General features: G+C 42.8%; 12 protein-coding genes and 2 pseudogenes. 8 read left to right on the forward strand and 6 right to left on the reverse strand.

Features of this window, described 5'->3' with window-relative positions:
• Positions 1-269 (forward strand): annotated as a pseudogene (locus JMX89_RS12360) (hypothetical protein); the annotation flags it as partial.
• Positions 270-604: 335 nt separating this feature from the next.
• Here the strand turns inward: JMX89_RS12360 and JMX89_RS12365 are convergent.
• Together JMX89_RS12365 and JMX89_RS12925 are read right to left on the reverse strand one after the other, a co-directional pair.
• A complete protein-coding gene (locus JMX89_RS12365) occupies positions 605-934 on the reverse strand; it encodes a four-helix bundle copper-binding protein (RefSeq protein WP_093071101.1) in 330 nt (109 codons plus the stop codon).
• Between the two features lie 112 nt (positions 935-1,046).
• Positions 1,047-1,178, reverse strand: a complete 132-nt coding sequence (locus JMX89_RS12925) for a hypothetical protein (RefSeq protein ID WP_264673014.1) — start codon at positions 1,176-1,178, stop codon at positions 1,047-1,049.
• 332 nt (positions 1,179-1,510) lie between these two features.
• Here JMX89_RS12925 and JMX89_RS12375 point away from each other — a divergent pair, with 332 nt between their 5' ends.
• From JMX89_RS12375 to JMX89_RS12395, 5 genes and pseudogenes are all read left to right on the forward strand, one after another.
• Positions 1,511-1,924 (forward strand): cation efflux protein, CzcI-like, encoded by a 414-nt coding sequence (locus JMX89_RS12375; protein WP_227673100.1) that lies wholly within the window; start codon positions 1,511-1,513, stop codon positions 1,922-1,924.
• A gap of 48 nt (positions 1,925-1,972) precedes the next feature.
• Complete coding sequence (locus JMX89_RS12380; RefSeq protein ID WP_068034973.1) at positions 1,973-3,298, forward strand: TolC family protein; 1,326 nt, start codon at positions 1,973-1,975, stop codon at positions 3,296-3,298.
• A gap of 1 nt (position 3,299) precedes the next feature.
• The gene (locus tag JMX89_RS12385) at positions 3,300-4,529 is read left to right on the forward strand and encodes an efflux RND transporter periplasmic adaptor subunit (protein WP_201551703.1); all 1,230 of its coding nucleotides are present in this window, start codon (positions 3,300-3,302) and stop codon (positions 4,527-4,529) included.
• Positions 4,519-7,659: an efflux RND transporter permease subunit gene (locus tag JMX89_RS12390; RefSeq protein WP_201551704.1), complete on the forward strand. Its 3,141-nt coding sequence runs from the start codon at positions 4,519-4,521 to the stop codon at positions 7,657-7,659. Before JMX89_RS12385 ends, JMX89_RS12390 begins: the two co-directional genes overlap by 11 nt.
• Before the next feature lie 86 nt (positions 7,660-7,745).
• Positions 7,746-7,868: pseudogene (locus JMX89_RS12395) on the forward strand (cation transporter); the annotation flags it as partial.
• A 199-nt stretch (positions 7,869-8,067) separates the two neighbouring features.
• Here the strand turns inward: JMX89_RS12395 and JMX89_RS12400 are convergent.
• Both JMX89_RS12400 and parA read right to left on the reverse strand, forming a co-directional pair.
• Entirely contained in the window at positions 8,068-8,277 is a 210-nt protein-coding gene (locus JMX89_RS12400) for a plasmid partition protein ParG (RefSeq protein WP_025652656.1), read from the reverse strand.
• A gap of 3 nt (positions 8,278-8,280) precedes the next feature.
• Positions 8,281-8,919: a ParA family partition ATPase gene (gene parA, locus JMX89_RS12405; protein ID WP_201532526.1), complete on the reverse strand. Its 639-nt coding sequence runs from the start codon at positions 8,917-8,919 to the stop codon at positions 8,281-8,283.
• Positions 8,920-9,219: 300 nt separating this feature from the next.
• On the opposite strand from parA, the gene JMX89_RS12410 reads away from it, so the two are divergent.
• Both JMX89_RS12410 and JMX89_RS12415 read left to right on the forward strand, forming a co-directional pair.
• Positions 9,220-9,444 (forward strand): helix-turn-helix domain-containing protein, encoded by a 225-nt coding sequence (locus tag JMX89_RS12410; protein ID WP_057758779.1) that lies wholly within the window; start codon positions 9,220-9,222, stop codon positions 9,442-9,444.
• 155 nt (positions 9,445-9,599) lie between these two features.
• The gene (locus JMX89_RS12415) at positions 9,600-9,875 is read left to right on the forward strand and encodes a hypothetical protein (RefSeq protein WP_201532525.1); all 276 of its coding nucleotides are present in this window, start codon (positions 9,600-9,602) and stop codon (positions 9,873-9,875) included.
• Between the two features lie 187 nt (positions 9,876-10,062).
• Here JMX89_RS12415 and JMX89_RS12420 read toward each other — a convergent pair whose 3' ends face one another.
• Positions 10,063-11,019, reverse strand: coding sequence for a hypothetical protein (locus JMX89_RS12420; RefSeq protein WP_201532524.1), 957 nt, complete (start codon positions 11,017-11,019; stop codon positions 10,063-10,065).
• Positions 11,020-11,044: 25 nt separating this feature from the next.
• Positions 11,045-13,693 (reverse strand): MobA/MobL family protein, encoded by a 2,649-nt coding sequence (locus tag JMX89_RS12425; RefSeq protein ID WP_201551706.1) that lies wholly within the window; start codon positions 13,691-13,693, stop codon positions 11,045-11,047.
• Positions 13,694-13,801: the final 108 nt, after the last annotated feature.

Below are 13,801 nucleotides of genomic sequence, written 5' to 3' on the forward strand. Positions count from 1 at the left end.
CGAAAGAGAGTGAAGCGCTGATTGTGCTATATGGCAAATTGCGCAATCTCGATATTGTAACTTGTGCGTTTGACTTTGATAGTAGTGGTAAGCTGCGTCACCATTTTGTTCTTGTAGCCGTACTTTGTATTTGGGTTTCTGGTGATCCTCTAGCAGGTGATGACGCCCTAGAAGCTAGATTTTTCGATATTGAAGATTTGATCAATGCAGATTTAGCCCTTAGCTTAGATGTTAAAGAAATAGCATTACAAGCAGCTGAGTTACTCTAAAAAGTAAGAAAGTTCGATATTCTATACCCCAGGGGGAGGGTGTAAATAATTCTGTGTAAATACAGTTGAGAGTGTAAATAAAACTGTATTTACACAGAATTATTTACACCCTCCCAGTAACAGCCGATGTAGCCTTACGTTTGCACGATGCTTTAGGTATTAGTGCTGATTTACTCATGCGCGTTCAATCAAAGTACTCTCTTTGGATCGAATCGCAAAAACAACGTCCACAAATTCAGCCATTTTTTGCGAGTTGTTAGTGGTTTGACCCACTAACAACTAACACGTTGGCTATTCATTGAGTAAATCCTAAACTCAACTAATTCTTTTATTTATCAGGCAACCATTTTTCGACATTCGACGGCACATTCACGGCAAGCATCAGCACATTGCTGGCAGTATTGATGCTCATGTTGGCTACATTCATCTGCACAGTATTCACAAACCTTGGCACAAAGCTCACAAATTTCTTTCATAAAAGGAGATTCTGTTTGCTGCATACGAGCACAGAGCTGACAAATATCTGCACAATCTAGACAACGCTGAATACATTCTCGCATCATCTCCAGATTTTCTTCTTTTAGACAGGCATTTGCACAACTGGCACAGGTAAGGTAACAGTTCATACATGCCTTTGCGCAATCTGAAAATTGGATATCGTTCATCATACTTCCCTAAAGTCAATTGATTTAGGAATAGGCTAATCAAAAAAAAAGATATACACTAGGACGATTATGTAAGGGAAAGTAAAATAGTCATAGATTTTGTTAAATGGTTTTAGGAGAGTGTAAATGCAGTGTCGATGAAGGACTGCATGAGCTGCTTTTGAAAGTCTTTGATGTCATCGAAGCTTTTCATGCTGCTGGCCATTTGCTCAGCCAGTTTCTTGATGTCAGATTGGTTAGTCATTGCTTATTCTCCTGTTAGTGGATTATAAGCAGTTACACAAAGTTTGGGAAACTCTCATGGAAATTGCCTTTTGAGTTTGAAGCAATGTACAATGATAAGATTAACCCGTTAGGTCAGGTGGCCTAACTTAAATAAAAAGTCTCCGACAAACCCGGTACGGTTCACTATCTATTGTTATTCTTACCTGAAATTGATGTGAGCTTATAGAGACAAGGTAAATTTGCAAAAGTGCCGGCTATTCAGTGTTCATTGAATGTTTAATTTAATTTATTAAGCTTGACCTTGGAGTGGCTCTAAGCCTTATACTTGGTACAAATTTTTCGGTTGTTATGATGATGCGTTCTACTACATGGATTACAGTCTTGGTTGGATTGTTCATGTTCCAAAGCTTTTGGAATGTGGCGGCGGCCTTTTGTGTCCATGAACAACAGCCTCAATCACAGCAGAGTTATCATTTTGGTCATCACCAAAATACCTTGTGTGCCAGCGATAGTCGTCAACACGATCATAATGGACAGTCAGAAAACATAAAAACATTCAGTAGCGATTTAGAAATCGGTGAAGATCATCAAGATCATCTACCATCGATGATGCATTTGATTGTACAAAATGAAAAAGTAGATGTGTTTCATCCAAGCTCTGAAGTTAAAGTGAATCCACAATTTCATTGGAAAAACAGCTATCAGGCTCCTGACCTGTTTCAACAAAGCTCACCTCCCGAATTTTCCCCGCTCATGGTGGGGTAGCCTAAAACATTCCCACCACTTTTATTATTTAAATAAGTGGGAAAAATCATGTCTTCACAATCAATTATACTCTTGCGTCATAGCTTGGTTGCTTGTATATGTGCAGCGGCTATGCAATATAGCTATGCTGAAAACGTTACCAGCTTTGAATCCGCTTTAGCAAAAGTACAAAGTTACCAGACTCAAGACAAGCCGTGGCAACAAGTTCAGCAAATATCTGAATTGAATATTCAGCAAAGTCGGTTATGGCAGAATCCAAGTATAAGTTTAGAACAGTCTGGCTTTGGCTCAGGTCAAGAACAGGAATTCAATGTTGGCGTTAGTCAACCTCTAGATCTATTTGGTCAGCGTAAGCTGAACCGGGTGATTGCCAATACCTCGAATCAACAAATCCAATTGCAACAGCAATTATGGAAGGCACAAAGCCAACTGATTGTTAAATTTGCATGGTCGCAATTTGCACTTGCTGAGGTTGAGCAGTCTGCTTATTCAGTACAGTTAAAAACAAGTAAAGTCAATCTGGACAGTGCCCAGAAACGCTATCAGGCAGGCAGTATTGCCCTGGTTGATTTTGAGCGTGCCCAAATTGAAGCGCTAGAAATCCAACGACTTTATCAGCAAGCGATGCTGAATAAACAAGCTGCCGGTCGTCAGCTGTCTAATTTGTGGGGGGGAGAAACATCTTCACATCTTCAATTGAATAAAACCGCTATCCCTTGGCCAGAGCAAAGTCTCCAAACTGTGCAACGGTATATTGCTGAAGGGTGGCTAGAAAAATTCTATGCCTTGAACATTCAGCAATCGGATCATCAAATTGAAAATTTAAGAATTCAGGCACGTCCCAATCCGACTTTAAATGTAGGCATGAAACGTAGCAAAACCCCTAATGAAAGCAACGATACGACTTTAGCAATCGGCGTGGCTATTCCACTGAATATTTTCAATCGCCAGCAATATGCGATCCCGATGGTCCAGCAACAGCAAATATTGCTGAACCAACAGCAGCAGCGTGAGCTGAAGCAACAAATACTCGATATTGCCAACAGCATGCATCAGCTCAAAGGTTTACGTAGCCAGTTCGATGCCACAACAGCACAAGTTACTTTGGCGACCAAAGTTCAGAGCCGTACTTTACTAGGGTTTCAGGCAGGGAAACTGTCCATTACCGACGTTCAGCAAGCAACCACCCAACTGCAGAATCTTCGATTGGGTCAATTACAAACTCTACGTCAAGCTTGGCAAACTGCCCTAGCAGCTGAGGCACTCAGTATTGGCACAAGTTATGAAGAAATTAGCCGTTCGGATGCCTATACACAACTGAATAAAAAGGCAGTCGAAGCATCGCAAAATTTAATCAATGGGGGAGCACGATAAAATGAACGCCAAGCAAAACGGAAAAATATCCCAGTCTCTCATGATTGCAATTTTGATTCTGATTACGGTCTTGGTCAGTCTGGCTATTTGGTTAAGTTCAAAAAAAACTGAATCTGAGGGGCGTGGTTATGATGAGGGAAATGCCGAATATTCTGATGAAGATAGTTCTGAAGAAGGACATGCTGAAGAAGGCGAAATACAACTGACCAGCCAACAAATGGTTGAACAAGGTTTAAAAGTTGCTGTTGCATCCACAGGATTGGTTGAAAAGCTGACAACCCTGGCAGGTAAATTGGTGGTGAATACCGATCAACAAGCGCATATATCGCCTAATTTTAGTGGTCATGTCGAGCAGGTCAATGTGGCTTTAGGACAGAGCGTGCAAAAAGGACAAACGCTGGCTGTACTAACCGTGCCTGAACTGATCGACCAACAGGCAAATCTGCGTATGGCACAGGTGAATCTGGATTTGGCCCGTAAAGATTACCAGCGCGAACAGCAACTCTGGTCACAGGGGGTTTCTGCCAAACAGGATTACCAGCGTGCCGAAAATGCCTACCGTCAAGCGCAGATTACTGTCCAGTCCTCACAAGCACGTTTAAATGCATTAGGTGCAAGTGGCAATAACAATGGGCGTTTTCTGATTAAAGCACCGATCTCTGGGGTGATCAGTCAAAAAGATATTGTGGTCGGTGAAAATGTGCAACTGGCTAATCAGCTCTTTGTCATTGAACAGCTGAAAGATTTATGGCTTGAGTTTAATTTGCCGAATCAATTCTCAGGTCAACTGCAAGCCGGGCAAAAAATTGACTTTAAAGTGAATGATTCAGATCAAATCTATAAAGCTACTGTACAAAGCTTAACCTCTCAGGCAGATGTACAAACAGGGCGTCTGGTGGTGCGCGCAAAACTCGATGCGCAAGCTACTGAGTTGCGTTCTAATGTGTTAGTGAGAGTGTTGATTCCGGAAGCTACAGCAAAATCAGCCCTTCGGATTCAAAAGTCTGCGCTGCAAAGTATTGAAGGTGAAGACAGTATTTTCATCGTAGATTCAGAACAAAAAGGTCAAGTCCACTTAAAAGCACAGAAAGTGCAATTGGGGCAGGCTTCAAGTGATGGACAATGGCTTGAAGTAATTTCTGGGCTGACTGAAGGGCAGAAGTATATCGCTCAAGGCAGTTTCTTGTTGAAATCTGAATTAGAAAAAGATGAGGCCGGTCATGGGCATTAATCAAGATTTACCTCGTCCTGAAGGATTATTTGAGCGTATTATTCAGTTTTCCATACAAAATGCGATTTGGGTGTTGCTCTTTGTCTGTACCTGGATTGCGGTCGGGGTGTATAGCTATCAGAAACTCCCGATTGATGCTGTACCCGATATTACCAATACCCAAGTCCAGATTAATACTCAAGCCAAGGGTTTTACTGCGCTTGAAGTCGAACAGCGGATTACCTATCCCATTGAAAATGCCATGGCTGGCATTCCGGATCTGGAGCTTACCCGTTCCATATCCCGTTATGGACTCTCTCAAGTCACCATTGTCTTTAAAGATGGGACTGATATTTATTGGGCCCGTCAGCAGATTAACCAACGGATACAGGAGGCGCAATCTGAGTTGCCTGCACAAATCGCACCGACGATGTCCCCCGTTTCTACGGGTCTCGGTGAGATTTATCAATGGGTACTGAAGGCAGATCCGAATGCGAAAAAGCCGGATGGAACTGCATACACGCCGATGGATTTGCGTGAGATTCAGGACTGGATTGTGCGTCCTCAACTGCAACGTGTTAAGGGAGTTGCAGAGGTCAACAGTATTGGTGGTTTTGAAAAAACCTATGTGGTCTCTCCCGATTTAAACCGGATGCAGCAACTGAATATCTCATTAGAACAACTGCAACAGGCTTTAGCGCAAAATAATGAGAACCGAGGTGCAGGTTATATTGAAGACAATGGTCAGCAACTGACGGTACGTGTACCGGGTGCATTCAATGGGCTTTCTGATATTGAGAACACCATGCTGGGTAGCCCAAATGGCAGCCCAATTCGGGTTGGTGATATTGCGCAAGTCTCTATTGGGCATGATTTAAGAACCGGTGGGGCAACCTATAACGGCAAAGAAACCGTTTTAGGGATTGCCATGATGGCGATGGGTGGAAATAGCCAGACTGTTTCTAAAGCTGTGGATGCCAAGCTTCAAGATATTCAGAATAGTTTGCCTAAAGGGGTAGTGATTGAAACGGTGTACGACCGTACTACCTTGGTTGAGAAGGCGATTAAAACCGTTCAGAAAAACTTGGTAGAGGGAGCAATCCTGGTCATCATCATTCTGTTCCTGTTTTTAGGGAATATCCGTGCTGCCTTGATTACTGCCTGTGTCATTCCACTCTCTATGCTGTTTACCTTAACCGGGATGGCACAGCAAAATATCAGTGCCAATCTGATGAGTTTAGGTGCACTCGATTTCGGCATCATTGTCGATGGTGCTGTGGTGATTGTCGAAAACTGTATCCGGCGTTTAGCCCATACACAGCAACTGTTAAAACGACCTCTCACACAAAGTGAACGCTTTAAGGAAGTTTTTCTGGCTGCCCGCCAAGCACGTCGTCCTCTTATTTTTGGTCAGCTTATTATTTTGGTGGTGTATTTGCCGATTTTTGCTTTAAGTGGTGTGGAAGCAAAAATGTTCCATCCGATGGCATTGACAGTGGTACTCGCCCTTGTTGCAGCCATTATTTTATCGATCACCTTTGTGCCTGCTGCTGTGGCATTGTGGGTCAAAGGCGATATTCAAGAAAAAGAAAGTCGTTGGATGTTATGGCTAAAAGCTAAATATCAGCAAACTCTTGATATTTCGTATCAATACAAAGCAGTTGTGCTGACTTTTGCACTGTGTTTATTAGTGATTACGGGATTTATCAGTACCAAACTCGGCAGTGAATTTGCACCACAGCTCAGTGAAGGAGACTTTGCGATACAACAGTTACGTTCACCAAGTACAGGCTTAGAAGAGTCTTTACGTATTCAGGAGAATACTGAAAAACTTCTTTTAAAGAGTTTCCCTGAAATTAAGGCAGTATTTGCCAGAACGGGTACAGCCGAGGTTGCAACAGATGTCATGCCACCCAATATTTCAGATGGCTATATCATGTTAAAGCCTCGTTCAGAATGGCCAAATCCTAAAGAAAGTTTAGATGAATTACGTGGCCGTATGGTGACGTATTTAGCCACGATTCCAGGCAATAATAGTGAATTTTCACAACCGATTGAACTCCGATTTAATGAATTGATCTCAGGTGTGCGTAGTGATGTTGGTGTGAAAATCTTCGGTGATGATATGAATGTCCTCAATACTGAGGCGACTAAAATCTCCAAAATCATTCAGCAAATATCGGGTAGCAGTGCCGTGAAAGTTGAGCAGACCTCAGGTTTGCCATTACTGAATGTCGAGGTAAATAAAACTTTGGCTGCACAATATGGTTTGAGTGTGCGTTCAATTCAAGACCTTGTGGCAACCAGTATTGGTGGACAAAGCGTGGGAGAGATTTTAGAAGGCGATCGTCGTTTTGATTTTGTTATCCGTCTTGGAGAGCAAGACCGTAGTGTCGCATCTGTTTCCCAGTTACCTATTCAGCTTCCAAATGGTGGCAGTATTTTATTGTCGGATGTCGCGCAAGTCTCGACCATTGAAGGAATCAACCAAGTCAGTCGAGAAAATGGTAAACGCCGAGTTGTGGTTACAACGAATGTTGAAGGGCGTGATTTAGGGTCTTTTGTTTCTGATGTACAGACACAGCTCAAAGCATACACTTTGCCAAGTGGTTATTGGATAGAATATGGCGGTCAGTTTGAAAATTTGGCTTCAGCCAAAGCACGGATGCAAATCGTGATTCCACTGGCTTTAATCACTATCTTTATTTTACTGATGGCGGTCTTTCACAATGTCAAAGAAAGTCTATTGGTCTTTACCGGGATACCCTTTGCCTTGACCGGTGGTGTGCTGTTCCTTTGGCTAAGGGATATTCCATTATCGATGTCAGCTGGAATTGGCTTTATTGCCTTATCTGGTGTTGCAGTCCTCAATGGACTGGTAATGCTGACCTTTATTAAGGAATTAAGGGACAAATATCCAGTGCATAAAGCCGTGTGGCAAGGGGCTATTTTGCGCTTAAGACCAGTGTTGATGACAGCTTGTGTGGCTTCACTGGGTTTTGTACCAATGGCGCTGTCAACCGGAACAGGGGCTGAGGTTCAACGGCCACTGGCAACCGTAGTGATTGGCGGGATTATCTCTTCAACATTACTAACTTTGGTGCTGTTACCCGTGCTTTATCGTTGGATAAATGAAAAAAAAGTTTCTTAATCCAATAGATTAGTCGATTTACAGCAGAGATATTGGCTGTTATCCAATATCTCTGCTCATCATAAATAGAATAAGGAAAATATTTTATGTCAGAACATCATGATCATAGCCATGCGGTTGTTACTGAAGAAAATAGTAAGAAGTTAATGGTTGCCTTAGGTTTAACGACTACTTTTTTAATAGTAGAAGTTGTCGCTGCTTTTGAGACCATCCCGAATTCTGTGTAACTGCCGTTTAGATTAAATGCTTGCTGATACGGTCATCAAACATAATCATAAAACGATTCAGAGCAGACGTCCAGTTACGGATTGGCATCGACCACGAGCCCATCCTGGATTTTGTGTAACTTCTATTTGCTAATAGGGTATAAGAAGTTACACAAAGTTTAGGAAAGTCCCTTTTTTATACCTATCGCTCAACCAACTTTTCCTCAATCATTTCAGTCAACAACTCAGTCACCGTTTTTCGGCTTTCAAGCGCGTACCGCTTGAGCGCAATGTGTTTATCTTCATCTAAATTAAAATTCACGCGTACCGTCTTTTTGGGACTGTCCGTCACATCCGATAAAGCCAATTGATCCTTAACGTTCTTACTAGGACGACCTGCTGATAAACTCATGACTTACTCCTCACCAAAAAATATTTGAATCTCACTGACCAATGCGGTTATCTCTTGTATCGCATTGCTACTAGGCGATTCGGTATCAAATACTGTCTTACCAAGGGCAGCACTATTAGGATAAGCAACTCGCTGCATCACTCTGGTCTCTAATACCGGAATATTATAATCAAGCAGCGCGGTTGCAACCTCTTTACCAATATTGGTATTTTGAATGGCGCGTGAGACAACAAAGGCTGCCTTTAGTTGGCCATCCATCATCTCAATACGCTGCTGCACTAAATCAACCAAATCGCTGGTCGCCCAGATATCATAGGGGCTCGGCTGCACCGGAATCAATATAAAATCAGCCGCTTTTATAGCAGAAATAGCCAGACTAGTAGCTTGCGGCGATCCATCGATCACCACGTACTCTTTATCAGAGACGTTTTTTAAATCTTTATCAAGTGTTGGTCTATCGAGCCCAATCACCGGTACCGGATTGTCTTCATCAACTGCTCTCCAGTCACGCGCACTGCCCTGCTGGTCACTATCCACCAACAAAACACTATGGCCTTTTAGCTGTAAGCCACGAGCCAAATGCGTTGCGATGGTAGTCTTACCGCTGCCACCCTTTTGATTTAATACCGCGATTACCTTCATAAATACAGATCCCTGTAGTATGTATTGAGTATATAAGTATATAAGTATAACTAAAAATGTACGTCACATCATTACTAATAGCAATATCTTATAGTAAAAATAGCATCGTCTTTTCTAACGAGCGTATATCCATCATGATGGACGTCCTGTATCAAAGACAGTATCATAAACTGCCTACTACTAGATAAATTGTCGCTATTGGATATCAATTTGAGCTACTAAAAGCAATACTTCATCAGCTCATATTCGTTATAATCCGCTCACCAATCAAAAACCACTAATATGAATGAGGGAACCACTATGGTGAAGTGTCACTTATCGACCATCATGGGTGAAAGACGCCTTAAAATTGCCGATATCTCAAGAGATACTGGTATCAATCGTGGCACCATTACTCGCATGTATCATGAAGAAGCCACCCGCGTTGATCTAGATGTCATCGAGTCTTTATGTACTTATCTTAGAATCAATGTTGGTGATTTATACGAAATCATAAACGAGGACAGCAGTGAGTCACCAGCATAAATAACGTTATCATGAGCTGTAATTGTCTTTAAACGAATAAAAAGACCTACAGAAGGTTATTTTCTCTTGCAATAGATTAAAATATAGGTATAATTTGACCTGTAGTAAGTCATTTTACTTATTATATGCACATAATAATCTATAGGAGAATACCAATGAATAACAATCTATCTCGGCTCAATAGCTGCACATGGTTTAGTGAACAGACTAAAACGTTAGCCTCTCAGCTGTTATTAAACTTACAAATACAGCAAGGCGTACAGCTGGCAACCCTACTTGGTGTTGACCCCATTCTTTATAATGGTGAAGCGGTTTATGTCTGGGTGCAACGACAGCTAGATGACGGTCTTATCGTTGACGATTATGCGTTAAGCACCCTTGAAACTGCTTTTATAGAGTTGGTCACAGCTCACACTGACCAAGCAGCGTAATGGCTTTAGCTTATATTTACAGACAACTTGTTTAACAAGAAACAGTAACCCTTAAAGCCAGATAAAGTGTCATTATCTGGCTTTTTAATATAGACAAAGATAACGACAATCAAAAAAGCTTTTTTCAGTCTTATATGTCTCAGAAGACGCACTTTTGGGCAATATAGCTTACTATTACCATACGCCTTTACTCAGTCGGCTCTGCACGCGGCACCCCAGCTATTTTATAATAAACAAAGCCTCTCTCATCTCTCAAAACACTTTTACTGTCTGCTCTAACGCACCAGCTGATTGCATCAGGCTGCGCTTCATTAACATCACAAGCCAAAATAATCTGCTGACTTTGAGCGTTATCAAATGCCTGCTTCCACCCCGTTTCAAGCTCATCGATGCCGCGCTGTAGCTCTGCTTGCTGGTATCTCATCTCTGCAATCTCATCAAAGCTTGGCACATACCAAAATACCAGGGCCACCAAACTTATTATCACAGCCATCGTACCCGCTGCGACAGCGGCTGCAATCCTTTTAATACTCATAGTCTCAATGGACTTATGAATTTTGTCCAAGTCTTTACTAGCTCTACCCTCGACCTGCTCAATCCGCGTTTTGGTGGTGGTCTCAAAGGTCTCAATATCTTCAATAATCTGCTTATGACCAGCTTGGTACTGATTGGTGAATAGGGCTAGATTGTCCGCGCTTGCGCTAAGTTTATCAGCAACTCCTTGCATGGTACTGATTTGTACCTCTATGCTATCGCTTTTAGCAGTGACGACCGACTCTACAGCCGTATCAATCTGCTGTTTCATATCGGTGATGATGCCCGCTATTTTGTCATCATAACGACGCGGCATCTCATTGTCAGTGAAAGCCGTCACTGCTGCTTGAAGCTGCTTTAACACGAGTTCTTGATACTGGCTCAATGCCTGCGAAGTCGTGCTTGCGCTACTACCTAATTCTTCAATGGCAGAAGACACCTCATTCACCTTGCTATCAATACCGCTAAGCGAACGCTCAAGCCGCCTCGCTACCGCATCATCGGCTCGCTTAATCAGCTCACGCAAGGCCCCAATGACCGGAGTCAATGAAGTCACTAGGTTAACAAGTTGATCGTGTATGTCTTGCTCATTGCTATTGTCTTTATTCATGGGGTACTCATTATTATAATGCCGCCTAAAATGGGCGTGGTGAGGAGTAGCGGCGTGTTTGTGCTTGTTCATGCGCTTGGATGGCGTTCTTCGTTTTTTGCAGGTGATCTGTCACAGTTTGTGTGAGCGTTGCCCCATCTATGGTGATAGCAGGAACGTGCTCAAAGCGCTCATTGATTTTCGTTAACACCTCGACCTTATCTTGATTGTCAGGCAAGCGCTCAAGCTGTTGCCATAGCGTCGTTGCTGCCTTCTGCACCTGCGTTGCAATTTTTTTAGCATCGGTGTCTCGTAAACTTTTTTGTAGTGTCGTAAAGCTGTCAGTGTGTTTTAGAGTAGTGAATATAAATGCTTGTGCGGCAACCGCCTCAGCCGCGTTGATCGCTTCGATCGGTGCATCAACGGCCTTAAAATCAAGGGTATTAACGCGGTTACGCACCCGTACCACTAAATTGTCAAATCGATCTCGATATGCTTTGGTCTCATTGATTCGCTGACGCTTAAGAGATGCCTGCTGCCGCCTCTGTTGTAAGGTTTCTCGCCGCCTGATCAAAGCCTCCTCTCGTGCGCGCTCAGCCTCTTTCTTAAGCTTTGCTTGCTCATGCGCTTTGTTGAGCTGATATTGCAGCGCCATAGTACGGCTGCGCCAGTCCTCAAGCCGATCTGCATTCAACTGAGTAGTCTTGGTACTTATGATTTCATCGTATAAATCATCATCTTGCACGATCACCGCCTCACTTTGATCCAGTAAGGCGATACGCTGCTCATAAAACGGTGATAAGCGCTGATAAGTCTTTTTACTGGTATTAATTTGCTGCTTTAACTGTTTGATGTCTTCATTATTGGTGGTCTTAAACGCTTTAACATCAGCGGCCAATGCCGTCAAACGAGTATCAGCATCCGCGTTTATCTCTACCGCTTTTAACGTACTGAGCACCTCACGCTCTTTTTGAAGATATTTAAAGCGCTCAACATCCAGATCTGCAAATGCGGCAAACTTATGATAAGTGTCCATGTTATTGGTGACGTCTATATCTTGTAGATCCGAAAACGCTTGATCCCACTGTAAGGATAAGTCGGATTTTTCAACATCAATCTCATCAAGCGCTTTAAAATCAGTAGCCAGCTTATTCAGCGTTGCGGCAAAAGGTTTTAAAGTGGCCTTTAGCGCCTTATGATCATCAATAACTCGATTGTTAAGGGGAATAAGCTTTTTTAAAACTGCTTTATTGTTCAGCACCGTTTTATCAATCTGTGACAGCTGCTCTTCAAGGCGGCTAACAGCGCGGCCTGTTTGTAGGGTGTCATCTTGTCTAAATTGATCAACCAACACTAAAGCCGTCTTTAGTGCCTCACTTTGCTCTTTCGTATGTATTTTCCGGGCAAGCTCAATCATTTTTTGGCGGGGCTCGCTAAAATCCTGTCCCACCTCCTCGGTGAACCGCTGGGTACTCTTAATGTTTTTATCAATGGTAATAATCTGTTTAGACTGGTGCGCTAACTCTTCATGCAGCGCATCAATGGTTGAAAATAAGGCGCTGCGTACCATCTTTTTTTGACTCACAAAGTTGGCTGAGATTGCTAAAAGCTCATCAAGTGCGTGATCATTGGCCGCATCACTATGCGTCTGATTCTTATTTTTAGGAATAGCGGGTTCAAGTTCAGCGGCAGGATCTACAAAGCGGATGTTACTGAGCTCAATTCGCGCAAAGGGCTTACGCTTTTTATAATGTATTGTGACGCCGTTAACCTCTTGTTCATTGCTTTCTAGGTCAATACGTCCCTTGTCGTCGTACTCAATTACCAGACCATTTTTTTCAATGTAAGCATTGATCTCATCAATCGTCTCGTTGTACTCATGAATCACTGAACGATTGCCTTTGAGAATATCCTTATATAGTGACTTACCCAGTTTCATTTTTGGTAAACGACTGATGCCCAGCTCACGGTAGGATTTCTCACTAATGGTTTTATTCTCAGGCAGTAGCTCATTGGCCATATCCGCCCAAAGGGTGCGTTGATATTTAAGCTCATCGCCGCGCCCGTTTAACCCCTTAGATAACCGCTCCTCCGTTGACCACTGCAACCAATTCTTGCGTGCTGATAAAGCATAACCCTTAACATCCGCTACTATCTCACGGCTTGAGAGTAAAATATGGGCATGAAAGTTACGACTGGTCAGCTCAACCACTTCAACCTCCCCCACATGTTTCTCGTGACTGTGGGGCCGATGAATGGCCACATCGACAAGCACGTTATAGCGATCAGATAATGTTTGAGCGTAGCACTCGGCCAGAACTATACGCTGATCAGCGGTGATTCCATCAGGAAACATCACATCAATCTCAGTACCCAATTGCGCGTTTTTACGAGTCTCAATGCGTTCGATATCATTCCAAAAACCCTCACGTGTCACTGCTAGATCCCCAGCAAGAGTTGGCGTTAACAACGCCGTATGCACCACATTTTTCTCAATAACTTGCGTGTATTTAGTGCCATCACTGTCCACTAAGTTTAAGATTTTGTCTTTAGCTTTACTGGTATAATCGTGGACGACTCCTGACTGCTCATCAACCAGTTTTGAGCCAGAATTATAAGCCGACTTTGCCACCACGCTATGATTTTTCGCCTTACTAACGGCGCTAACTGACAGATGAAACCCTTTATTATTCATAGCAAAAAAACCCAATATGGAGAGATGATTTTTTGGGGGTTGTAGGGGGTTCGCCCCCTGCCGGACGACGGAGTTTATGTAAAAAAGACCCACAAGGGGCGCTATTTT

The organism is Psychrobacter sp. DD43 (assembly GCF_904846555.1).
In the GTDB taxonomy this organism is placed as follows: domain Bacteria; phylum Pseudomonadota; class Gammaproteobacteria; order Pseudomonadales; family Moraxellaceae; genus Psychrobacter; species Psychrobacter cryohalolentis.

Bases quoted from the DNA above. Each gene is read 5' to 3' on its own strand.
- JMX89_RS12425 (WP_201551706.1), bottom strand. From the start codon at position 13,693: ATGAATAATAAAGGGTTTCATCTGTCAGTTAGCGCCGTTAGTAAGGCG.
- JMX89_RS12385 (WP_201551703.1), top strand. From the start codon at position 3,300: ATGAACGCCAAGCAAAACGGAAAAATATCCCAGTCTCTCATGATTGCA.
- JMX89_RS12380 (WP_068034973.1), top strand. From the start codon at position 1,973: ATGTCTTCACAATCAATTATACTCTTGCGTCATAGCTTGGTTGCTTGT.
- JMX89_RS12415 (WP_201532525.1), top strand. From the start codon at position 9,600: ATGAATAACAATCTATCTCGGCTCAATAGCTGCACATGGTTTAGTGAA.
- JMX89_RS12410 (WP_057758779.1), top strand. From the start codon at position 9,220: ATGGTGAAGTGTCACTTATCGACCATCATGGGTGAAAGACGCCTTAAA.
- JMX89_RS12365 (WP_093071101.1), bottom strand. From the start codon at position 934: ATGAACGATATCCAATTTTCAGATTGCGCAAAGGCATGTATGAACTGT.
- JMX89_RS12400 (WP_025652656.1), bottom strand. From the start codon at position 8,277: ATGAGTTTATCAGCAGGTCGTCCTAGTAAGAACGTTAAGGATCAATTG.
- JMX89_RS12375 (WP_227673100.1), top strand. From the start codon at position 1,511: ATGATGCGTTCTACTACATGGATTACAGTCTTGGTTGGATTGTTCATG.
- JMX89_RS12420 (WP_201532524.1), bottom strand. From the start codon at position 11,019: ATGAATAAAGACAATAGCAATGAGCAAGACATACACGATCAACTTGTT.
- parA (WP_201532526.1), bottom strand. From the start codon at position 8,919: ATGAAGGTAATCGCGGTATTAAATCAAAAGGGTGGCAGCGGTAAGACT.
- JMX89_RS12390 (WP_201551704.1), top strand. From the start codon at position 4,519: ATGGGCATTAATCAAGATTTACCTCGTCCTGAAGGATTATTTGAGCGT.
- JMX89_RS12925 (WP_264673014.1), bottom strand. From the start codon at position 1,178: ATGACTAACCAATCTGACATCAAGAAACTGGCTGAGCAAATGGCCAGC.